The organism is Streptomyces sp. NRRL F-5755, from assembly GCF_001279365.1.
GTDB classification, from domain to species: Bacteria; Actinomycetota; Actinomycetes; order Streptomycetales; family Streptomycetaceae; genus Streptomyces; species Streptomyces rimosus.
This window is the reverse complement of the sequence record NZ_LGCW01000003.1, coordinates 79,752-103,029: the sequence shown is the minus strand read 5'-3', so window position 1 is coordinate 103,029 and position 23,278 is coordinate 79,752. Positions and strand designations below refer to the sequence as shown.

The 23,278-nt window shown below is 73.9% G+C and carries 13 protein-coding genes; 6 read left to right on the top strand and 7 right to left on the bottom strand.

What is annotated here, in order from left to right; all coding sequences use genetic code 11:
* Window positions 1-97 precede the first annotated feature (97 nt).
* A complete protein-coding gene (locus tag ADK86_RS01250) occupies window positions 98-1,036 on the top strand; it encodes an ANTAR domain-containing protein (RefSeq protein ID WP_078951676.1) in 939 nt (312 codons plus the stop codon).
* A 20-nt stretch (window positions 1,037-1,056) separates the two neighbouring features.
* On the opposite strand, the gene ADK86_RS01245 is transcribed toward ADK86_RS01250, so the two are convergent.
* From ADK86_RS01245 to ADK86_RS01225, 5 genes are all read right to left on the bottom strand, one after another.
* Complete coding sequence (locus ADK86_RS01245) at window positions 1,057-1,950, bottom strand: IS982 family transposase (RefSeq protein WP_053694841.1); 894 nt, start codon at window positions 1,948-1,950, stop codon at window positions 1,057-1,059.
* A gap of 93 nt (window positions 1,951-2,043) precedes the next feature.
* A complete protein-coding gene (locus ADK86_RS01240; RefSeq protein ID WP_053694848.1) occupies window positions 2,044-3,021 on the bottom strand; it encodes a 3-oxoacyl-ACP synthase in 978 nt (325 codons plus the stop codon).
* A 17-nt stretch (window positions 3,022-3,038) separates the two neighbouring features.
* The gene (locus ADK86_RS01235) at window positions 3,039-8,681 is read right to left on the bottom strand and encodes a condensation domain-containing protein (RefSeq protein WP_053694840.1); all 5,643 of its coding nucleotides are present in this window, start codon (window positions 8,679-8,681) and stop codon (window positions 3,039-3,041) included.
* A 36-nt stretch (window positions 8,682-8,717) separates the two neighbouring features.
* Window positions 8,718-14,915, bottom strand: coding sequence for a non-ribosomal peptide synthetase (locus ADK86_RS01230; RefSeq protein ID WP_078951680.1), 6,198 nt, complete (start codon window positions 14,913-14,915; stop codon window positions 8,718-8,720).
* Window positions 14,916-15,174: 259 nt separating this feature from the next.
* Window positions 15,175-17,070, bottom strand: a complete 1,896-nt coding sequence (locus ADK86_RS01225; protein WP_159393747.1) for a sigma-54-dependent Fis family transcriptional regulator — start codon at window positions 17,068-17,070, stop codon at window positions 15,175-15,177.
* Between the two features lie 278 nt (window positions 17,071-17,348).
* Here ADK86_RS01225 and ADK86_RS01220 point away from each other — a divergent pair, with 278 nt between their 5' ends.
* A complete protein-coding gene (locus ADK86_RS01220) occupies window positions 17,349-17,687 on the top strand; it encodes a hypothetical protein (RefSeq protein WP_159393746.1) in 339 nt (112 codons plus the stop codon).
* Between the two features lie 45 nt (window positions 17,688-17,732).
* On the opposite strand, the gene ADK86_RS43630 is transcribed toward ADK86_RS01220, so the two are convergent.
* Entirely contained in the window at window positions 17,733-17,891 is a 159-nt protein-coding gene (locus ADK86_RS43630; RefSeq protein ID WP_003981460.1) for a hypothetical protein, read from the bottom strand.
* 101 nt (window positions 17,892-17,992) lie between these two features.
* Window positions 17,993-18,220, bottom strand: coding sequence for a DUF5133 domain-containing protein (locus ADK86_RS01215; protein WP_003981461.1), 228 nt, complete (start codon window positions 18,218-18,220; stop codon window positions 17,993-17,995).
* A 218-nt stretch (window positions 18,221-18,438) separates the two neighbouring features.
* Between ADK86_RS01215 and ADK86_RS01210 the strand changes: the two genes are divergently transcribed.
* The 4 genes from ADK86_RS01210 to ADK86_RS01195 all read left to right on the top strand — a co-directional run bounded on the left by ADK86_RS01210 (window position 18,439) and on the right by ADK86_RS01195 (window position 23,118).
* Complete coding sequence (locus ADK86_RS01210) at window positions 18,439-19,233, top strand: SDR family NAD(P)-dependent oxidoreductase (RefSeq protein WP_053694836.1); 795 nt, start codon at window positions 18,439-18,441, stop codon at window positions 19,231-19,233.
* A 92-nt stretch (window positions 19,234-19,325) separates the two neighbouring features.
* Complete coding sequence (locus tag ADK86_RS01205) at window positions 19,326-20,654, top strand: erythromycin esterase family protein (RefSeq protein WP_078951674.1); 1,329 nt, start codon at window positions 19,326-19,328, stop codon at window positions 20,652-20,654.
* Window positions 20,655-20,760: 106 nt separating this feature from the next.
* Window positions 20,761-22,032 carry an XRE family transcriptional regulator gene (locus ADK86_RS44095; protein ID WP_234345630.1) on the top strand — a complete coding sequence of 424 codons (1,272 nt, stop codon included), beginning with the start codon at window positions 20,761-20,763 and terminating at the stop codon, window positions 22,030-22,032.
* A 324-nt stretch (window positions 22,033-22,356) separates the two neighbouring features.
* Entirely contained in the window at window positions 22,357-23,118 is a 762-nt protein-coding gene (locus ADK86_RS01195) for a DeoR/GlpR family DNA-binding transcription regulator (RefSeq protein WP_053694835.1), read from the top strand.
* The last annotated feature ends 160 nt before the right edge of the window (window positions 23,119-23,278 follow it).

Below are 23,278 nucleotides of genomic sequence, written 5' to 3'. Positions count from 1 at the left end.
GTTCGCAAGTCGAGGCGCCTTCCGGGTTGCCGGTGGCCCGTCGCCCACTGTCTGCTCCCGGCGCCCCGGTATCGGACCCTACCCGGGAGAAGAAGCCATGCAGGACCCGGAGGACTCGCCGTCCTCAGCGTATGTGCCGGACGCTGCCGCCGTGGCGCCGAGCGCGAACGGCGGCCCGGACGGCAGCCGGGACGACAGCCCGCCGGACGGCCGGCAGGAGGAGTTGGACCGGCTCCGCCGCGAGGTACGCGACCTGCGGGGCAAGCTCGTCGCACATCCGCTGGTCTCCCAGGCGCAGGGCATGCTCCAGGAGCGCTACCGGCTGCCGGACGCGGAGAGCGCGTTCGAGCTGATGAAGCGCTGTTCACAACAGCACAATCTGAAGCTGCGGGCCCTGGCGTCCGCCGTGGTGTCCGTGCCCCGCCCCGACGACGACCGGGGGCTGTGGTTCCCCGGCCGGTCCGGCCGGACGCCGCCGGCGCTGCGGTTCCTGCCCGGCCACCGGCCGGACAAGGTCAACCGCAGCACCGTCCTGAAGCAGGTGCTGCACCAGGCGCTGACGGTCACCGACACCACCATGGCCGACCTCCAGACGCTGGAGCCGGCGACCGGGCTGCGGATGGAGCAGCACCGCGGCCTCAGCGAGGAGTTCCTGGACTACTTCGCCGTGGTCGAGGGGGGCACGCCCTGCTCCCTCGCCGCCCGGCGCCGGGTCCGCGTCATCTCCGACGTCACCACCGATCAGACGCTGAGCGAACCGGCCCGCGAGATGATCCTCGCGGTCGGCTCCCGCACCGTGCACAGCATGCCGATGCTCTCGGCCGCGGGCCGTACCGTCGGCGTGTACTCCCTCCACCTCCCGGGCCGGCGCCAGGAACTCACGCGCGCGCAGGCCACCGCCCTGGACGGACTGGGCGTAGAGGCCGGCCGATGGCTCGACTGGCACCAGCGCACCATCATGCTCGACGCCCTGGAGGAGCTGCACCGGCGCGGCACGGCACTGCGGGGACGCCCGCGGCGACGGCCGACGGACTAGACGAGTAGTTCCGATGTGGCTCAGTGGTCGTAGGCGATGAGTGACCTGGTGGTGGCTGCGCCGATGGTGCGGTTGTGCCAGATGGCGCAGGCCAGGGCGAGGATGCGCTGGGCCACCCGGACGCCGACGCCTTCGATGGTGCGGCCGCCGTGCTGTTCGAGGCCGAGCTGGCCTTTGAGGGTGTCGTTGACCGGCTCGATCAGCTGCCGCACCGTTTTGAGCAGGGCTTCTTCCGGCCGCGGAACGCGGTTGCGGTAGGAGGGCCGCAGCAGCCGGATGTTGCGGGCCGCCAGGAAGCGGTCGAGCTCATGCGAGACGTAGCCCTTGTCCGCCAGGATCAGCAGGCCGGGCCGGGCGGCGGCGAGCTGGGGCTCGCTGTCGACCAGGGCGGCCAGCACCTGCCGTTCGTCGATCTTGGGGTCGGCCAGGGCCCAGGTCACCGGCAGGCCGGCCGGGGTGCACACCAGATGCAGTTTCACGCCCCAGTAGAAGCGGGAGTGCGAGCGGCTGTAGCCATAGTTCGCCCAGCCCGCCAGGTCCGAGCGTTTGACGCTCTCGCGCGAGCGGGCGCATTCGCCGGGGGTGGAGTCCACGATCCACACCGGGTCCTGCCACAGGTCGGTGTCGGCGGCCAGGGACCGGATGGCCCGTTTGACCAGGCCCAGCGCGGCCCGCAGGCGCTTGTTGTAGGCGGGCCGTTGGGGCAGGTAGGGAAACAGGTCGTGCAGGTGGGCGTGGGCAAAGCGCAGCCAGCGGGCCTCGCAGTGAAAGCCCAGCACCGCCTGGGCCACGGCGAGGGTGACCAGTTCCGCATCGGTCAGCCGGGGCGGCCGGCCCCGCCACCGCGGGCTCTTTAAATGGTCATCGACGTGCACATACAGTGCGGTCAAGAGGGTGTCCAACTCGGTCGTCACAACCCGATGCTGGACACCCTCCCTTCGTCCGTGAACCCCGTAATCAGAACTACTCGTCTAGGACTGCCTTCCCGGCCCGGCCGGCGGGCCGGCTCAGAGACAGACCGCCCCGCCCTCCCCCGTCCCGTGTTCGACGAGCATCGCGCTCCACGCCGCCGCCGGGCTCATGTTGAGGACGACGGCCAGTCCGCCTTCGGGCAGCTCCCCGCGGTCCACGGCGGCGGCGAGGTTGAACAGGGCGTCGTTGGGGCCGAGGTGGCCGTTGTCGCGCAGGTTGTCGGCGCATGCGCCGGAGAGTTTGACGTCCAGCGACTCGGCGACGATCCGGTGCGCGGCGGTGGACAGGTTCTGCCCCACGTAACAGGAGACCGCGTCCCGGTCCAGGCCGTTGCGCTCCAGCAGCCGGCGGGTCAGCGCCGCGATCCGCTTCCTGGACTCCACCGCGAGCCGGAACGCGTACGTGGGGATGTCGGTGCACTCCTCGCGCCACTGCTCCGGTGCCCGGCCCCGGTAGTCGACATGGAACAGATCCCAGTACGTCCCGCTGGTCTCCAGCAGGATGTCGCGGACGCGCAGCGGACCGTCCCGGGAGACCAGGACGGCCTGGCCGCTGTCGCCGTTGACGGTCACCGGGTGCCGGTAGCGGCGCGCGGTGACCGGTTTGCTGCCGTGGGCGACCAGGATGTGCGCCGCGGACGGATCGGTGGCGAGCCGTCCGGCCGCGGCGAGCAGGGCGGGCACCACCGAGGCGCAGCCCAGGCCGCCCACCGAGAACGCCCACGCCCGGTCGGCGCCGAGGAGCCTTTGCAGCCGGGTCGCCTCGGAGGTGGAGAACGTCTCCGGCGCCCGGGACTCGACCAGGACCAGACCATCCAGCCGTTCCGGCCCGAGCCCCGCCGCGGCAAGCACCTGCCGCCCGGCACGGGCCGCCAGATCCACGGCGGACAGGCCCGGCCCGACAGCCACCCGCTCGATACCGAGAGCCAGACACGCCGCCCGTTCCGCGGCACCCAGTTCGGCCAGCTCCGGCAGATCCGCCAGAGCGGTACGCCCCGGCAGATGAGTGGCCATGATCCGCAACCCAACGCTCATTCCCCGACCCCCGCCTCCAACTGCTCGATCTGCCGCTGACTCAACGCGACCAGCGGAAAGTCGGACGGCACATGCCCGCCCGCACCGGGCCGGTCGGCGTACACCACCAGCCCGGTCAGCAGGGCGGCCCAGTCCTGGCACAGGTCGCGGGCCGCGTGCTCGTCGAGCAGGTGGCGGGAGCTTGTGACGGTCAGGTGCAGTTCGGGTCCGTCCGGGCCGTCGATGACCGTGCCGGATGTCTCCAGCGCGTGGCCGAGGGGGGTGTGCTCCGCGATCTCGCCGCCCAGTTCGAGCAGTCGCCAGCCGCCGTTCGGGGTGGTTTCCTCGCCGAGGAGTCCGCCCAGGTAGTTGAAGCCGATCGACGGGGCGGGCAGCCCGGCCAGTGCGCTGCCGGTTCCGGGGGCCAGGTAGCGCAGGGCTCCGTGGCCCAGGCCATTTCCGGGGACGACGCCGAGTTGTTCCTTGATCCGTTTGATGAGGTGTCCCGCGGCGGGGCCGCCGGCCCGTACCTCGGGCAGGTCGGCCGTGCCGGGGTCCAGCCGTACGGGGTAGACGCAGGTGAACCAGCCCACCGTGCGGGACAGGTCCATGTCCTCGGTGAGCGGTTCGCGGCCGTGGCCCTCCACGTCGACCAGCACCGGCCCGGTGCCGTCCCCGCGCGCCGCGCGCCATCCGGCCACCGCGGCGGCCAGCGTGGCGAGCAGGAGGTCACCGGTCCCGGAGTAGAACGCCGCCGGGACGGTCGTCAGCAGCGCGGTGGTCACCGGCGCCGGCAGCGATACGGAAACGTGTCCGGCATGCGCGGGAGTGTCGCGCCCGGGGTCCAGAGGCCGTCCACCGGGCAGCGGCTCGCCGGGGGCCAACGTGCGCTCCCACACAGGGAGTTCGGCCTGCCATTGCGGGGTTGCCGCGAGTGACGCCAGGGTCCGCGCCCACTGCCCGAAGGAGGTCGGTACGGGCGGGAGGCTCACGGGCTCGCCCGCGGCCAGCGCTTCGTACGCCGCTTCCAGGTCGGACAGTACGGCCTTCCAGGACAGCACGTCGACCACGAGGTGGTGGAGGGCGAGCAGCAGACGGCTCTCCTCGGCCGTCCCCCGGTCCAGCAGGACGAGCTGCGCGGTGACCCCGGCGCGGGGATCGAGCCGCCCGGCCGCGGCCCGGCTCTCCCGTTCGAGGAGACCGGCCAGCTCCAGCGGATCGAGTTCTGCCGCGTCCACCCGGCGGACGTGGGAAGCCCCGCCGTCCGCGTCGGCTCCCGGCACCGTCAGCGCCCAGGTGGCCGGGTCGGCGCCCTCCTCCCCCGCCAGGCGGGCCCGGAGCATCGCGTGGTGGTCCCGTACCGCCCGGAAAGCGGCGGCCAGTACGGCGGGGTCCGTTCCGGCGGGGACGGCCACGGTCACCGTCTGCGCGAACAACCCCGGCATCCCCGCCCGTTCGGCGAATTCCCGCATCACCGGCGTGAGCGGGACGCGCTGATCCGTCCCCGCGTCCGCCTCGGTGCGCGGCGGTGCGGCCGCGGCCGTGGCCACCGCCGCGATCGCCGCGGCCGTCCGGTGTTCGAAGACATCGCGCTGCGAGACCATCACTCCGGCGCGGCGGGCACGGGCCACCAGCTGGATGGACATCACCGAGTCCCCGCCGATGGTGAAGAAGTCGTCGTCGGGCCGGACCGTGGCCACGCCCACCAGCTCGGCGAACAGCTTCCGCAGGACCCGCTCGGCGTCGGGCGGCGATTCCGGCGGCTCACCCGACGGCTCGGCGGAGCGGGGGCCTACCGGTACGGGGTGCAGCGCCGGGCCCGCCTCTGCCGGCGCCTCCGCCCGCGCCTCCCCCTGCGCCCCTTCCGGGCCCAGCCCCCCCAGCGTCCGCCCCGGCTCCGCCATCGCCGCCGCGACCAGCTCGGGGAACCACCGTACGAGGCGGTCGGCGGTGGCCCGGTCGAAGAGGGCCGTCGCGTAGTCGAGTTCGCCGATCATCGGCCCGGCCCCGGCGTCCACGATGCCGAAGGACAGGTCGAACTTCGCGGTGCCCGGCACCACCCCGCCGACGTCGGTGTCCGCGTACCGGGTGATCTCCACCCCGGCCAGGCCGCCTTCGTACTGCGGCACGTTCTGGTAGGTGTACGTCACGTCGTACAGCGGGTGCCGGGCCAGGTCGCGCCGGGCGCCTGCCGCCGAGACGATCTGGCTGACCGGGATCTCCTCGTGGTCCAGGACGCCCGCGACGGTGCCCGCGCACCGCCGGACCAGCTCGTCGAACGTCAGGTCCGCGGTGGTGTCGGTACGGAACGGCGGGAGGTTGTTGAAGTAGCCCAGGACGTCCTGGATGTCGGGGTGGACGCGCCCGGAGGTGGCGACGCCGATGACGATGTCGCGGTGCCCGGACCACCGGTGCACCAGTGCGTCGAGCACGGCGAGCATGGTGACGAAGGTCGTGACCCCGTGCCGGCGGCTGTACTCCCGTACCCGCTCGGCACTTTCGGCGTCGACGAGGAAGGGGAGCACTTCGCCGTCGTACGACTGGACGTCCGGGCGCGGGCGGTCCAGCGGCAGTTCGGGGCGGTCGAGGCCGGCCAGCTCCGCGCGCCAGAAGTCCAGGCTGCGCCGCCAGCGCGGTCCGCCCGGCAGGGAGCGCTGCCAGGCGGCGTAGTCCTGGTACTGGACGGGCAGTTCGGGCAGGCGGGCCGGGGTGCCGGTGCTGCGGGCCCGGTAGAATTCGGCGAGGTCGCGGGTGAACAGCGCGGTGGAGCCGCCGTCGAAGACGGTGTGGTGGAAGGTCAGGACGAGGACGTGGTCCGCCTCGGCCCGCTTGATGAGCAGCACCCGCAGCAGGGTGTCGCGGGTGAGGTCGAAGGGCTGCGCGACCGCGTCCCGGATGAGGGTGCGGACGCGCGGGCCGCGCTGTTCCTCGGGCATCCGGCTCACGTCCAGGACGGCGAGGAGCGGTTCGGGCGCGGTGAACGCCACGTACGGCGCGCTGTCCGCGTCGGTCAGGAAGGCGCTACGCAGCACCTCGTGCCGGGCGGCCATGTCGGTCAGCGCGTCCTGGAGGGCGCCGGTGTCCAGAGGGCCGGTCAGGTGCAGGGGCGCGGGGACGTTGTAGAGCGGGCTGCCCGGGTTGACCTGGTCGAGGTACCACAGGGGTTCCTGCCCGAAGGACAGCGGCAGCGGGCCGTCGCGTCCGATCCGGGGGATCGGCCGGTCGTCCGGGCTCATGGCCGCCCCGGCTTCCCCCGCTGCTGCGCTCAGTTCGTGCAGCCACCGGGCGAGGGCGCGGACCGTGGTGTGGGCGTACAGATCGCCGAAGGTCACCGGTACGCCGAAGTCCTGCTGGAGGCGGCGCAGCAGGCCGACGCCGACGAGGGAGGTGCCGCCGAGCATGAAGTAGTCGGAGTCGGGACCGGCGTCGGGCCGGTCGAGCAGGTCCGCCCAGACCGCGGCGACGCGCCGTTCGGTCTCCGCGAGGCCGGACGGCGCGGCGGCGGTCCCGGCCGGACGGGAGGCGGCGGGCGGCTCGGTGCGGGGGCGGCCGAACGGGCAGCGGGTCGCCTCGAAGGGGTACGTCGGTGCCTCGATGCGCCGGATGCCGGTGCCCCGGTAGTGGCGCTCCCAGTCGAGGGCGGCGCCGAGGGCGTAGAGGCGGCCGAGGGAGGCCAGGACCTCGGCGCGGGAGCCGTCGGCGGCGAGGTCCACGACGGTCAGGTCCGGGGCGAGGGCGCCGATCTCGCGCGCGAGGACGCCCCCGCCGGCGAGCGCCACGAGCAGGGCTCCGTCGCGGGCCAGCCCCGCCGCCACCGGCTCCAGCCGCGCCCGGTCGGGTGCCGGGTCCAGCCGCTGCCCGGCGGCCTCGGCGACGGCTTCGGCGAGCGTGAGCCTGCCCCGTACGGCGCGGACGGCCAGGTTGCCCGCCCCGGAGCCGATCAGGCCGAGGTCCGTGAGCCCCAGCGACTCGGCCACGTGGTGGAGGGCGTACTGCCGGACGACGGTGCGGCCCGCCGGGTCGGTGGTCGCGGCGTCGAGTTCCACGCAGCCGGCCGGTACGGGGAAGTCCGCGCACAGCCGGGCCCAGGCCGCGTCGTCCAGGAGTGCGTCCCCGGAGAACAGCAAGGCTGGCCGCGGCGCGTCGGGCGCGGGTGCCTCGGGGGCGGTGGCCGCGCGCAGCCGTACGGCCAGTTCGCCGGTCGCCGTGGCGGTCACCGCCAGCCGGTACGGATGGTCGTCGCGGCCCCGGTTGAGCGCGTGCGCGACGGCCCGCAGGGGCTGGCCGGTGTGCTCGGCGAAGTCGGCCAGCCGGGTGCGGTAGCGGTCCAGTGCGGCGGCCGAGCGGGCCGAGACGGTGACCAGTTCGGCCCCCGGCACGGTGGCCTCGTGTGGGGCGGTGGCGGGTGCCTGTTCCAGTACGGCGTGCACGTTGGTGCCGGTCATGCCCCAGCTGCTCAGCCCGGCGCGGCGTACGGTCGGTGCGTCCGGCCAGAGGCGGGACGTGTCGTTCACGTACACCGGACCGGTGAAGTCGATCAGCGGGTTGGGGGCGGTGAAGTTGACGGCCGGGTAGTGGACGCCGTACCGCAGCGCCGCCATGACCTTGAACAGCCCGGCGATGCCCGCCACGTTGCCGAGGTGCCCGATGTTGGCCTTGACCGAGCCGATCGCGCACTGCCGGGCGGTCACGCCCGCGGCGGTGAACGCCCGCCGCAGCGCGTCCACCTCGACCACGTCGCCGAGCGGGGTGCCGGAGCCGTGGCATTCGACGTAGCCGATGGTCTCCGCCCCGACCTCGCCGTCCCGCCACGCCTCGGCCAGCACGGCGGCCTGGGCCGTCTGGCTCGGCGCGGCCATGGTGGCGGCGCGGTAGCCGTTGTGGTTGACGGCGACGCCCTTGAGGACGGCCAGTACGTTGTCGCCGTCGGTGAGCGCTTCGGACAGCAGTTTCAGTACGACGATGCCGCCGCCCTCCCCCGCTGTCATGCCGTTGGCGTCGGCGTCGAACGGCCGGCACCGTTCGTCGCTCGACTCCAGGCCCGGCAGCGGTGTCCAGTCGGCCTTCCTGACCGGCGGGGGCAGCAGGTTGATGCCGCCGACGATGGCCAGCGGCGCCTCTTCGTTACGCAGTTGCCGGACCGCGAGGTGCACCGCGGTCAGCCCGCTGCTGCACGCGGTGTCCACCACCAGGGCGGGTCCCTGGAGGTCGAAGAGGTAGCTGAGGCGGGCCGCGAGCGCGGCCGTGGACGTGCCGAGCAGCTGGACCACGTCCCGGTCGGTCTCCGCGACCCAGTCGGGGCCGGTTTCCACGGCGGCGAGCAGGACCGAGGCGGCCGAGCCGCGCAGCGCGGCCGGGGCGTACCCGGCGGATTCGATGGCCTGGTGGGTGAGCTGGAGCAGTAATCGCTGGTGCGGGTCCATCAGTTCGGCCTCGCGCCGCGGGATGCCGAACAGCTCGTGGTCGAACAGGTCGATCCGGTCCAGGTATCCCATGGCGAGATAGCGTTCGCCGGGGTCGTCGCCGGGGTGCAGCCGGGCGCGTCCCGGCCTGCCGACGCTGTCGCGGCCCGCGCGCAGATTGTCGTGGAACGTCTCCAGGTCCGCCGCGTCGGGAAAGATCCCGGCAGCCCCGATGATCGCGACGTCACCCGTCCTCATGTGTCTACTCCGATTCTCCGGGCGGTCCGGTCCGCGCTACAGCTCGTGACTGTGGCCGTCGTCCGCCGGGGCCGTCCCGCGGCGGTCGACGGTCTCGGCCATCGCCTCGATGGTCGAGTGCTCGAAGAACAGCGCGACCGGCAAGTTCTGGCCGCTGAGCCGGGCGAGTTCGCTGCGTACGGCCATCAGCTTCAGCGAGGTGCCGCCCGCGTCGAAGAACTTCTCCCGCATGCCGAACTCCGGGCGGCCGAGCACCTGGCACCAGATCCGGTGGACGGCGTGTTCGGTGGCGGTGCGGGGGCCGCGGTCGGCCTGTGGGCGTACGCGGTCCGGGGCGGGCAGCGCGGCCCGGTCGGTCTTGCCGTTCGGGGTCAGCGGGAGGGCTTCGAGGGGCACGATCGCCGCCGGGACGAGGTGCCCCGGCAGGAACCGGGCCACATGGTCGCGCAGCAGTCGCGGGTCCGCGTCGGCGTGCTCCGCCGGGACGACGTAGCCGATCAGCTGCCGGTCGCCGGTGCGGTCCGCGCGGGCGGTCACCACGGCCCGGGCGACGGCCGGGTGCGCGGTGAGCACCGCCTCGATCTCGCCCGGCTCGACCCGGAACCCGCGGATCTTGACCTGGTCGTCGGCCCGGCCCAGGAACTCCAGCCCGCCGTCGGCGCCCCACCGCACCAGGTCGCCGGTGCGGTACATGCGTCCGCCGTACAGGCAGGCCACGAAGCGCTCCGCGGTCGCGGCGGGCCGGTTGGCGTAGCCGCGGGCCAGCCCGGGACCGGTGGTGTACAGCTCGCCGGTCACCCCGGCCGGGACCGGGCGCAGGGCGGCGTCGAGCACGTACGCGCGGACGTTGCCGACCGGGCGGCCGATCGGCGGCGGCCGGTCCCCTGGGCCGGTGTCCGGGTCGACCCGGGTGGCGGTGCTGATCACGGTGGCCTCGGTGGGGCCGTAGGTGTTCCACATCCGGGTACGCCCCGCCCACCGGCTCGCCAGGTCCGCGGGCAGCCGCTCGGCGCCCACGACCAGGTTCCGTATCCCGGGCAGGGCCGCCGGGTCGAGCATGGCGAGCAGGGACGGCACCATGCACACCGTGCCGACGCCGTACGAGCCGACCAGGCGGGCCAGCGCCTCGGGGTCGGTGCGCTCCGGGCCGGTGGCGATGACCAGGGTGCCGCCGGCGGCCAGCGTGACGGCCACGTCCATCACCGCCGCGTCGAAGCTGAACGACGCGAACTGCAGCCCCACCACGCCCTCGCTCGCGCCGAGCACCGGCCGCAGCGCCATGGCGAGATTGACCACGCCACGGTGTGGGACGGCCACGCCTTTGGGCCGTCCCGTCGAACCGGACGTATAGATCACGTACGCCAACTGGTCGAGCTCCACGCCCTGTTGAAGCGGCGCCGCGGACTCGCCGTCGATGACCTCCGCCACCGCGTCCAGCTCCACGACCGCCGGTCCGGGCGGGATACCGGCCGATGTACCGGCCGTGGCCAGGACGAGGGCCGCGCCGCTGTCGGCCACCATGTACGCGAGCCGGTCCGCGGGATAGTCCGGGTCCAGCGGCACATACGCGCCGCCCGCCTTCCACACGGCCAGCATCGCCGCGATCATGTCCACCCCGCGCGGCAGGCACAGCCCGACCCGCGTCTCGGAGCCGACTCCCTTACCGGCCAGGTACCGCGCCAACCGGTCGGTCCGCGCGTCCAGTTCGGCGTACGGAACGGCGTCGGAGCCGCAGCGCAGCGCCACCGCGTCCGGGGTGCGGGCCGCCTGTGCCCGGAAGAGGTCCATGAATGTGCCGTCCGGCAGCGGGCGTTCGGTGTCGTTCCAGCCCGTGACCAGCCGGTGGCGCTCGGCCTCGTCCAGTATGTCGAGGTCGCCGATCCGTCCGTACGGCTCGTCCGCGACCTGCTCCAGCACGCGGACCAGGCGGTCCGCCACGGTCCGTACGGTGTCCGCGTCGAACAGGTCGGTGGCGTACTCCAGGTGGCAGGCCAGGCCCGCCGGAGCGCCGTCCGCGTCGTGCTCCTCGTGCAGCAGGAGCGAGAGGTCGAAGCGGGTCGAGGAGATCGCGCAGGGCTCGGGGGCCGCGGTCAGCCCGGCGAAGGAGAGCGCGGTGTCCGGGGTGTTCTGGAAGGCGAAGCCGAGCTGGAACAGCGACTGCCGGGACAGCGACCGGTCCGGGTTCAGCACCTCCACCAGGCGGTCGAACGGCAGATCCTGATGGCTGTAGGCGGCCAGGTCGGCTTCGCGTACCCGGCGGGTCAGCTCGGCGAACGTGGGGTTGCCGCGCACGTCCGTGCGCAGCACCAGCGTGTTCAGGAAGCAGCCCACCAGGTCGTCCAGGGCCTCGTCGACCCGGCCCGCGACCGGCGCGCCGAACGGGATGTCATCGCCCGCGCCCAGCCGGGAGAAGAGCACCGCCGACGCCGCCTGCGTCACCATCGACAGTGTCGCGCCGCACTCCCGGGCGACCTCCAGCAGGCGCCGGTGGGTGCGGGCCGGTGTACGGACGGCCAGGGTCCGGCCGCGATGGCTCGCGGTGACCGGGCGCGGCCGGTCGGCGGGCAGGTCCAGTTCGTGCGGCAGGTCCGTGAGAGCCCCGGTCCAGTAGGCGAGCTGGCTGCCGAACAGGCTCGCCGGGTCCTCCTCGTCCGCCAGCAGCTCGCGCTGCCACAGCGTGAAGTCCGCGTACTGCACGGGCAGCGGCGGCCGGTCCGGCGCGTGTCCTTCGACGCGTGCCGTGTATGCGGCCGACAGGTCCCGGGCGAGGATGCCGAGCGACCAGCCGTCGGCACAGATGTGGTGCAGCACCACGAGCAGTACGTGGTCGCCGGGCCCGGTCGCGAACAGGGTGACGCGCCACGGCGGGGCAGCCGTGAGGTCGAAGCCCCGGCCCGCTTCGGCGGCAAGCGCGTCCTGCAACCGCTCCTCGGGCACATCCACAGTCGGCAGGCGTACGTCGGCCTCCGCCAGGACCTCCTGGTACGGGGCGCCGTCCGCCTCCCCGTAGACCGTGCGCAGCGTCTCGTGCCGTACGGCCGTGTCGCGCCAGGCGGCCTCCAGCGCGGCCAGGTCCAGTGGGCCGCGCAGCCGCAGGCACAGCGTGATGTTGTTGACGCTGTCCGGGCCCTCCAGCCGGTCGAGGAACCACATCCGCTGCTGGGCGGGGGACATGGGCAGCGGGGTGGGACGCACGGCGCGGGTCACCGTCGGGCGCGCCGCGCCGAGTCGGTCCAGGCGCCGGGCGAGCCGGGCCGGCGTCGGATGCTCGAACAGCATGCGGTTGGAGACTTCGACGCCCAGTACGGTACGGATGCGGCTCGCGAGCCGGGTGGCCAGCAGGGAGTCGCCGCCCAGCGTGACGAAGCTGTCGTCCGGGCGGACCCGGGGCGTCTTCAGCACCTGGGCGAACAAGGAGCACAGGATGTCCTCCTGCGGTGTGCCCGCCCGGCCGTCGGCGGCTGCGGGAGCCGGGTCCGGCGCGGGCAGGGCGGCCCGGTCGACCTTGCCGTTCGGGGTCAGCGGGAGCCGTTCCAGGACGACGGTCGCGGCGGGCCGCAGATACTCCGGCAGGTGTGCGGCCGCGAACCGCCGGACGGCGCCGGCGACCGGGACGCCGGGGTGCGCGGGGACGACGTAGGCGACCAGCCGCTTGTGCCCGGGGGTGTCCTCCCGTACGGCGACCGTCGCCTGGGCGGCCTCCGGGCAGCGGGCCAGGACGGCGGCCGTCTCGTCCGGCTCGACACGGTAGCCGCGGATCTTGATCTGGTCGTCGGTGCGGCCGAGGAATTCCAGGTGCCCGTCGGCGTTCCAGCGCACGAGGTCGCCGGTGCGGTACATGCGCCCGCCGTAGGGGCAGGCGACGAACCGTTCGGCGGTGAGCGCGGGCCGGTGCAGATAGCCGCGCGCGACGCCGGACCCGGCCACGTACAGCTCGCCCGGGACGCCGGCCGGTGCGGGCCGCAGCCCGCCGTCCAGGACGTACAGGCGGACGCCGGAGCGCGGGCCGCCCAGCGGCAGGGGCTCCGGCACGGGGCCGCCCGGCCGGAGCCGGTGGACGGTCGCGCACAGGGTGGTCTCGGTGGGGCCGTACAGGTGGCGGATCTCCACGTCCGGGCAAAGGCGGGCGACGCGGGCCACGGCGTCGGCGGGCACCACGTCCCCGCCGGTCAGGACGTGCCGCAGACCGGCCAGGCACTCCGGGGTCTCCTGGGCCAGCACCCGGAACAGACCGGCCGTCAGGTGGACCGTCGTCAGGTCCGCTTCGGCGACCAGGCGCGTCAGCAGGTCGCAGTCGGCGACCCCCGCGGGGGCCACGACGACGCAGCCGCCGTTCAGCAGCGGCACCCAGATCTCCAGGAGGGAAGCGTCGAAGGTGTGCGGGGCGTGGAAGAGCATCCGGCCGGTGGCGCAGCCGCCCCAGCAGGGGTCCGCCGCCAGCGACGCGACGCCGCCGTGGGTCGCCGTCACGCCCTTGGGCTCCCCGGTGGACCCGGAGGTGTGGAGCACGGAGAACGCCGAGTCCGCCGTCACCCGTGCCGGCACGGGCCCCGTGCCGCCCGTACCGGCGAGGGCGTCCGCCAGGTCGGCCCCGGTCACCTCGAAGGCCGCCGCCGCGTTGCCGGTCATCAGGCCGGTACGCCCCGGCGGGCCGCCCGGGTCCACGGGCACGTACGCCGCCCCGGCCTTGACGACACCGAGCAGCACGGCCACCAGATCCGGGGACCGGGGCAGCCGCACCGTCACCCGGTCCCCCTCCCCCACCCCGTGGGCCCGCAAGAATCCGGCGACGGCATCCGCCCGCCGGTCCAGCTCGCCGTACGTGAACCGCGCGCCCCCGCCGACGACGGCCGCCCGGTCCCGGCACCGCTCCACCACCCGCGCGAAGGCGCCGGTCACCGTCTCCCCCGTCCCGCCGGGCGGGCCGACGTTGACCCCCGTCGTCAGCCGCTCGCGCTCACCGTCCAGCAGCGCGTCGATCTGCGCGGGCCGCACCGAGGCGTCGCCCGCGAGCTGTTCCAGCACCCGCAGCAGGCGGGCCGCCACCGCCTCGGCCGCGTCCCGGGTCAAGAGGTCCGGCCGGTAGGTGAGCCGGAAGTCGCCGGGCAGCGCGTTCAGGACGAGGGGGTAGTGGGCCGCGGACCGTCCGGTGACCTCGCCGAGCCGCACCCCGTGGCCGAGGTCGCCGGACGGCATCTCCTGCGGGAGGTTCTGGTAGACCACCAGCGTGTCGAAGAGTTCCCGGGTGCCGGTGAGGTGGTGCAGCTCCCACAGGCCGAGGTGCTCGTACGGCAGCAGCGCGGCCTGCTCGGCGGACATCCGGCGCAGGAAGTCCGCCAGCGGCTCCCGCTCACCCCAACGCGCCCGCACCGGGAGCGTGTTGATGAACATCCCGACCATGTTCTCGATGCCCGGTACCTCCGGCGGGCGGCCCGCGGTGGTCGTGCCGAACACCACGTCGTCCCGGCCGGTCAGCCTGCCGAGCAGGATGCCCCACGCGCCGCGGACCAGGGTGCTCACCGTCACGCCGAGGCGGCGCGCCTGCCGTTCCAGCCGGGCGGCCAGTGGCGCGGTGAGACCGACCGGGACCTCGGCCGGGTCCGTCGGCGCACGGGTCCCCTTGCCCGCCGCGACCAGGGTGGGCCGGACGCCCGCGAGCGCCTGCCGCCAGGCTTCGAGGGCGGCGTCCCGGTCCCGGGCGGCAAGCCAGGACATATACGTGGCGTAGGGCGTCACCGGCGGCAGGCACGCGGGGTCCCCGCCATGCCCGTACAACGTCATCCATTCGTCGAGAAGAATCGCGATGGACCAGCCGTCACAGAGAATGTGGTGCAGGGCCAGCAGAACGCGGTGACGGCCACCGGCGAGCCGTATCGCCGTGACCCGCAGCAGCGGCGATTCGGCGAGATCGAACCGGCGCCGCCATTCCCGCTCCGTCACCTCCCGCAGAACGGAATCGTCCGCCGTACCGAGGTCGATTTCCGTCCAGGGAACCTCGGCCTCGCGCAGCACGAACTGGACGGTTTCCCCGGAATCCAGCGTACGAAATCCCGCGCGAAGCGGTGCGTGCCGCAGCATCAGCCGCTGTAACGCGGAACGCAGCAGTCCCAGGTCGAGCGGCCCTTCGAAACCCAGGGCCGTCTGACTGCGGTAGATGTCGGTGGCCCCCGGGTCATAACCGGCATGGAAGAACATGCCCGTCTGCAGGGCAGTCAGCGGCCAGATGTCAGCCAATTCGGCCTTTCCCATGCGCGCGGCCCCCGCTCCGCTCAGCGATCGCTCAGCACCACATCCCGGTCATGTTATCCAGCGCGACGCGGCGAAAGGGGACGTCCAACTGGGCAATTTTTCACGCGTAATGGAGGTGAACGGGTCAGCCGGCCGGACCTGGGCGGCGCGGGCCCGCAGTGCCGCGAGGCCGCGGGCGATGCCTTCCTGGACGGGCCCTCCTGGACGGGCCCTCTTGTACGGGAACCGACCCCGCTCCCCCTCCTCACCGGGCTCTCGCGGGCGCCACCGTGACGCCGTAGAGCCGGATCTTGCGGTAGATGGTGGCGCGTGAGATGCCCAACTGCCGGGCCGCCGCTTCCCGGTTGCCCGCGGTGTCGTGCAGGGCCCGGACGATCGCGTCGCGTTCGGAGGCTTCCCAGGGGGTGAGGGTGCGGCGGCAGGAGCTGTGGCACTCCGGTGCCAGGTCGTGCGGCTGGAGGTCGGCCTGGCGGCGCCCGCGTGCCGCCTGCTGGAGCACCCGGCTCAGGTGGCGTACGTTGCCGGGCCAGTCGAAGCGGGTGAGGACCTGGAGCGCCGCCGGAGTGCAGGACACGGTGCCGCCGCGGCCGTGCCGGGCCAGCAGCGCGGGGACGAGTTCGCGGATGTCCTCGGGGCGGTAGCGCAGCGGCGCCACCGCCACCGTGCACGGGAAGACGGCGCTGTCCAGCGCCGGGGGAACCGGGCCCGCGGGCGCGACCGGGCCCGGTCCGGTGACGGTGTGGAGGCCGACCACCCACGGACCGGCGCCCCGGTTGCGGCGGGCCCCGGCGAGCAGCGCCTCCAGCCGGTGCGTCAGCTCCCGGCCGGCCAGTTCCAGGTGCTGGAGCACCACCGTGCCGTCCTCGTCGCGCAGGGCTTCCTCGGTACGGGCCAGCACATGCGGGGTGCGCTGGACCGTGGCCAGGTCCAGGACACGCAGGGCGGCCCCGGGCCGTACCCACTGGTGGGCCGCGCGCACCAGCGCCAGTTTGCCGACGCCCGCCTCGCCCACCACCCGGGTGGGCAGCCGCTGCCGGCAGGCGGCAGCGACGTCCCGGCTCGCGGAGCGCCAGGACGGCGAGCTGCCCGCCAGGCCCGGCAGCAGTGCCGGGAGCGCCGCCGGGGGCCGGTGTGCCGGGGCCTGCGGGGCGGGCGTCCGTCCCGGTGCGGCGGTCGCGGTACGGGCCTCCGGCATCGTCACACCGGCCAGGCAGCCGACCGGCCGGTCCGGCGGCCCGATCAGGGTGCAGCGGGCCCGCACGTCGGGGCCGGAGGCCAGCCGCAGCGACGCGTCGACGCGCTGCCTGCGGCTGGTCGGCGGTGCGGCCAGCAGATCGGCGGCCAGCGCGCCCAACTGGCGCAGGTCCTGCGGCTCCAGGAGGCTGACCGCGTCGGTGTTGGCCGTCCGCAGGGTGGGGGTCACGAGGACCACCGGGCCGCTGGTGCGGCGCACGGCGGCGAGGAAGGCGTCCAGCGCCGCGCGTTCACCTCCGGAGTAGCGGTCGAGCAGCCGCTCCTCGATGTCGGCGGCGGCCCGCCGTACCACCGCGGCCATCAGCGGCGAGGCGTCCTGCCGCAGACAGGTCAGGTTGACCACGCCTTCCTGGCGCCCGGTGAGCGGGTTGCGTACGGGAATGCCGGCGCACGCGGCGCGCTGGAGCGGTTCGGCGAAGTGCTCGGGGCCGAAGACGGTGCTCAGGCGGCGTTCGGCCAGCGCGGTGCCGATCCCGTTGGTGCCGACGGCCTCTTCGGCGTAGCTGAAGCCCGGTGCCAGGTGCACCCGGTCCATCAGGCGGACCACGGCCGGATCGCCGCCCCGGCAGGTCAGGACGCGGGCCGCGGCGTCGGCGAGGACCACACCGGCCGTGCAGTCCGCGAGGAGTTCCCCGACGCGGTCGAGCACCGGCGCCGCCGCGGCCAGCAGGCGGCTGTCCCAGTCGATGTGCTGTTCCAGGTGCGGGACGTGCAGCCGGTCGGCGTCGACGGCGTGCCGGCGGCAGCGCTCCCAGGAGATGAGGATGCGGTCCCTGGTCTGGGGGTGCGAAGCGCCGGAAGCGGTGGCGACCGTGCCGCGTCTTTGCGGTCCGCGCGGCGCCGCCGTTTCCCGGGCGCCGCTCAGCGCCCGCTCGCGTGCCCGCATGACCGTCCGATCGGAAGCGTCCCGGAAATCCATGGTGGCACTCATGCCCCGGGGGCCCGGACCGCGATCCCCGCCGTCGCACCCAATCGCGGCGCGACGCTCACGGCCGTATCGCGGGCGGGCCGAAGGGCCGCTCAGCAAAGGGCGGTTGGCGCCGTACCGTCTCAGAGTGAGACATCACGGCCACCGGGGGCGTGCTGTACTTCTGAGCGCGGTCCGGCGACTCCGGGCGCCGCAGACGACCGCACCCGCACCCCACCCCCGCGCGAGGACCGCCCATGCCGCCCAGGACGCAGGAGCCGACCGTGACGCTGTGCTGCGGTGGACGTCCGCTCACCCTCGACCCGAGCCGGCCCCTCGACCGGTACGCGCTCAGGATCACCGAGGCGAACCAGTCCGCGCTGACCGAGCTGTTCGACGCGCTGGACATACTGGAGCATCTGATCGGCGAGATCCGGGACACCGCGCACGAGACGGTGGCGGGCACCCACACCTGTCTCGCCCAGTCCGTGCACCGCGTGCAGAGCAGCCTGGTGACCGTGGAGGCGCTGGGCGACCTGACCCGCCGTCTGCTGCCCGGGCTCGCGCCGCCGGAGGACGGCGGCGGGCGTAACTGAGGGGCCCGCTCGGGACGGCGGGCCCCCTGCGCGGCGTACGGCCCGTCAGTCCCGGCCGGAGCGCAGCTCGCTCCAGTCCAGCAGCTCGTCGGCCTCGCGCTCGGTCTCCTTGGCCACCTGGCGGACCTGGGCCAGGACATCGCCGTGCTTCTCGATGAGACTGTCGTAGATCGGCGGTCCTGCGGGCAGGCGGGCAGCGGTCATGTGGGGTCAGTCCTCGAACGGTTCAGCCGCACCGGCCCTCGCCCGCGGCGAGGGAGGATGCGGGATCTACAACGACGCCGGAACGCCGGGCGGACGGCGCTTCAGACGGCGAGGAGGGAGTCCTCCCGCACGCCCGTGCCGGGCAGCCGGTGCCTGGCCGCGACCAGTGCCGCATCAACGTCCTTCGTTCCGGTGGAAATGCACAGCGAGTAGGCGAGATCGTCCATCCGCCGCCGCAGCTCAGGACTGCCGTCCTGGGCACGCAGCACCCGCAGTGTCTCGTACTGGTCGACGAGGTTACCCAACACGACCGGGTGCGCCAACAACATCCTCTTCTCCTTCCATCACACCCGTGCCTTGTCTCACGGCAGCGGCTACCCGTCTCACGGCTCGCCATGCCCACGCCGAAGGAGATACATCACACGCCCCACAGCTCAGCCCCGTGTCCCGCGCGCCCCGCACACCGGACGCGCCGCACCCGCGATGCTGGCAGCAGACGTACGCCACAGCGCAGCGCGCGGAGCGCCACAGCGAAGGGAGCACGGACATGCACATCGACCTCTCCGGCCGGACGGCCGTGGTGACCGGTTCGTCCCAGGGCATCGGCCACGCCATCGCCACCGGCCTCGCCAGGGCGGGCGCGAGCGTCGTGCTCACGGGACGCGGCACCGGGCGGCTGGACACCGCCGCCGGGCAGCTGCGGGAGGCGGTGCCCGGGGCGGAGGTCTCCGGCGTCACCGCCGACCTCGCCACCGAGAGCGGCGCGCGGGACCTCCTGTCGGCCGTGCCGCACACCGACATCCTGGTGAACAACCTCGGCATCTTCGGCTCGCGTCCGGCCCTGGAGATCACGGACGCGGAGTGGCGCACCTACTTCGAGACCAATGTGCTCAGTGCCGTCCGGCTGATCCGGTCGTACCTGCCGGGGATGAAGGGGCGCGGCTGGGGGCGCGTACAGAACATCGCCAGTGACTCCGCGGTCGTGGTGCCCGCCGAGATGATCCATTACGGCATGTCCAAGACCTCGCTGCTGGCCGTCTCGCGCGGCTTCGCCAAGGAGGCCGCCGGGACGGGCGTCACCGTCAACTCGGTGATCGCCGGGCCGACGCACACCGGCGGCGTCGAGGACTTCGTATATCAGTTGGTCGACCGCGATCTTCCGTGGGACGCTGCCCAGCGCGAATTCATGCGCCTGCACCGCCCGCAGTCGCTGCTGCAACGCCTCATCGAGCCCGAGGAGATCGCCAACATGGTCGTCTACCTCAGCTCGCCGCAGGCGTCGGCGACCACGGGCGGCGCGCTGCGCGTCGACGGCGGGTACGTGGACGCGATCCTGCCCTGAGCCTGCCGCCGCACCGCGCTCCGTTGCCCGTCGCCGAACCCGTACGTCATCCGCCCCCGGTTTCCCCACCTGCGAGAAAGTGAGCATCCGGCATGCCCGACAGAAGTCACGACCGAAACCGGGCCGAGGACCGGGGGCGGAATTCCGGCGGCGGGAGCGGAGAGAGCCCGTTCACCGGCCGGCTGCGGCAGCGGGCCGCCGTGCTCGACACCCTCGATCCCGACGCCCCGCTCGACGACCTGGAACCGCTGCGGGCGCTGATCGGTGACGCCCGTGTCGTCGCGCTCGGCGAGAATTCCCATTTCATCCGGGAATTCGGGCTGGCCCGCGAACGCGTGCTGCGTTTCCTCGTCCAGCGGTGCGGTTTCACCGCCCTGGCCTTCGAGTTCGGTTTCAGCGAGGGCGTCGCGCTGGACGCGTGGGTCCAAGGGGCCGGTACGGAGGAGGACTTCGACCGGCAGACCGGGGCCGCCATCCCCATCGGGCTCTCCGGTCCGCTGCACTGGCTGCGCCGCTACAACCGGACGGCCACGCTTCCCGTACGGTTCGCCGGTGTCGACGTGCCGGAGGCCGGGGGCTCGCTGCTCCCGGCCCTGGCGCCGGTGGCCGAGTACCTCCGCGAGGTCGATCCGGACGGCCTGCCGCTGGTCCAGGACGCCATGAAGATCGCCGAACGGTTCGCGGGCGCGTCCATGGCGCTCGCCGCGCCGGCCTGGTCCCGGCTGGACACCGCCGAACAGAACGCCCTGAGCGCGCTGCTGACGCGGCTGCGCACCCGGCTGCGGGCCATGGAGCCGCTGTACGTCGAGCGCGGCGGCCGGTGGGAGTACGACGTCGCGCTGCACCGGGCCGAGGCGGCGTGCCACACCGACCACCAGTTCCGCGCCATGGCGGAGCTCTACGCCGGGCGCGGCGCGGTGGCCGACGCCTCCGCCCGCGAGGTCTTCATGGCCGACTCGGTGCGCTGGCTCCTGGACCACACCCCGCCGGGCACCCGCGTCGTGCTGCCCGCGCACAACGCCCACATCCAGCGGACCCCGGTGTTCTTCGACGGCCGTCTCACGTCGCTCCCCATGGGCCACCATCTGCACCACGCGCTGGGCGACGACTATTTCGCGCTCGCCATGACCAGCGTCGGCGGACGCACCGCCGAGATGCACCTCGACGAGGGCACCGCCTTCGGCTTCCGGGTCGAGGACACCCCGCTGGACCCGCCCGAGCCCGGCAGCCTCGAAGCCGCCGTCGCGGACGCGGGGCTGGGGTCCGGTATCGCCCTCGCCGGGCTGCGCGGGCACCGGGGGCCGGGCGGTCCCGACCGTATCCGTATGCACAGCGGCTACCTGCACACCCCCGTGCTCGACGCCTTCGACGGCGTCCTGAGCGTCCCGGCCTCCACCGTCGCCGACGACCTCGGGTTCTGACCGCCCCACGGGCCGCCCCGTTCGCCCGTTGCGGGGACAGCGGCCGGTGGGAACGGCACAGTGGAAGCGTGGACTCTCGCACGGGTCGTCGGGGAGTGAGGCCGCCATGGCGTACGGGCTGGTGCTGACACGTGAGACACGGAGCCGGCTGAACGGCCTGCGCCGTGACGATCCCCGGGCGGCCCGGCTCGTCGGGGAGGCGGTCACCGCGCTGCTGGCCGAGGGCCTGCGGCTGGGGCCGCCCCTGGTGGCCCCGGTGGGTGTCGCGCTGCGGGCGGGCGAGCCGCGCGAGGCGCTGGACTACTGGTACCGGCGCCAGCTCGCGCTGCTGATGAAGATCCGGCGGGCGGTGGCCGACGTGAAGGCGTCGCGGCGGCAGCTGGACCGGCAGATCAGCGAACTGGGGCGGCAGGCCAGGCGGCTGGCCGAGCTGGGGGCGCAGGCCGCGGGCTCCGGCCGGGACGACCTCGCCGAGGAAGCGGAGGAGCGGCGCACGACGGTACGGCAGCGGCAGGCGCTGCTCGGCGAGTCGTCCGCCGGTGTCCGCGAGCGGGAGGCCGACCTCGTCGGGATCAGCCGGCGGGTGCAGGACGAGGTCGACCTCTTCCTGGCCCGCAGGCGGGGTGTGGAGGCGGTCCAGCAGGCCGGGCGTGCCCAGCAGGACGTCCACGAGGCGCTGACCGAGCTGGACGGGGCGCCCGGCGAGGGATCGGTGGCGGCCCGTGCCGCCGCGGACAGCACGGTCGCCGCGGCTCGCGCCGAAGCGCGCGACCTGGCCGACGGGGCGCAGCAGTTGGAGCACGAGGTGCGTGCACCGCTGGGCGTACGGCCGTCGGCGACGGAGCTGTACGAACTGCGGCTCGCCACGCTGACCGGCCGGGACCTGCGGGTGCTGTGCACGGTCGAGGCCGCGGAGTCCGGGGCGGTGCCGACCGAGGCAGTGGTGCTGCTCGCGGTCGGCGCGGACCGCGCCCAGTGGTGGGACTGGTACGAGCACGCCCTGCCCCTCGCCCGGGAACGTCTCGCCAGGAGGGAGCGGCGGGGCCGGGAGCCCGGCGCGGAGGACGCGGAGTTCGCGGGCGGCCAGGACTCCTTCCGCGACTGGTATCCCGGGACCGAGGAGGAGCGGCAGAGCGGCGCGGCCCTACTGGTGGCCCGTAACCGGGCGCAGCGGCTGGCCGCGGTACGCCGCCGCCGGGGCCTGACGCAGCGTCAGGTCGCCGCGCTGATGGGCGTGACCATCGACCGTGTGGCGGCGCTGGAGCAGGCCGAGCCCGGCGCGGTCGAGGTCCGTACGCTCGCCGCCTACGTGACGGCTCTCAGCGGCCGTCTGGAGGTCATCGCGGACTTCGACACCGAGCGGCTGATCCTGGGCTGAGCCCCGGGCCGCCGCCCGGTCCGGTCCGTCCGTCATGCGTCGGATTCAGGCCGTACGCGCACACGTCCAAGCCATCCGCCACGTACCGGTCGCGGGGGCCGTGTACCGGTGAGCGGGCCCGCGAGGGAGGCGAACGGGCAGGGCCGCAGCGCCCCGGCCCGGGAACACGGCCGCACAAGCGGGCAGAAACGGGCGGGTTTTCTGCCGCTACGGGCATCGGAACGTGCCCGGCCGCTTGCTATAAACCTGGTGCCGGGCAGAAACGGGCAGGACGATGACCGAACGGAACGCCGTGGAACCGAGGGAACCGAGCAGGAGTGCGCCGTGAGAGCCGAGGAACGCCAGCACCGCATCCTCGTGCTGGCCCGCCAGGCCGGACGGGTGGACGTCACGGATGTGGCCGGTGAGTTCGGAGTGGCGCGCGAGACCGTACGGCGTGATCTGAGCGAACTGGAACGGCGCGGCCTGGTCCGGCGCACGCACGGGGCCGCGTACCCGGTGGAGAGCGCCGGATTCGAGACGACGCTGGCCCGGCGCGAGACCCAGCACGTGGCGGAGAAGCGGCGGATCGCGGCGGCCGCCGTCCAGCTCGTCGGCGAAGCGGAAACGGTGTTCATCGACGAGGGGTACACCCCCGAGCTGGTGGCGATGCTGCTGCCCACGGACCGGCAGCTGACCGTGGTGACCTCCTCGCTGCGCACCGCGTCGCTGGTCTCCGCGTCCGACGCGGTCACCGTGCTGCTGCTCGGCGGGCGGGTGCGGTCCGGCACCCAGGCGGCGGTGGGGTCCTGGGCCCGGGACATGCTCGCCGGCTTCGTCATCGACCTGGCGTTCCTCGGGGCCAACGGGGTCTCGCGGGAGCACGGCCTGACCACGCCCGACCCGACCGTCGCCGAGGTGAAGGCGCAGGCGGTGCGCTCGTCGCGGCGGCGGGTGCTGATCGGGGTGCACAGCAAGTTCGGCGCGAGCAGCTTCTGCCGGTTCGCCGCCGTACGCGACATGGACACGATCGTCACGGACACCGGCCTCTCCGCCCCGGAGGCCCACCGGTACACGCTGCTGGGGCCGCAGGTGCTCCGGGTCTGACCGGGACGCGTACCCGAAGAGAAGCCGCGCCTGTACGGGCGTGACCACACCACGGCGGGACCACCCGCGTACCAGGGCCGCACGGGAGCCGGCGTGCGGGCCCGCGGTCCGCCGTGCCCGCGACCGCGCCCGGCGGGTCGCCCCGGCCGGCGAATTTTCC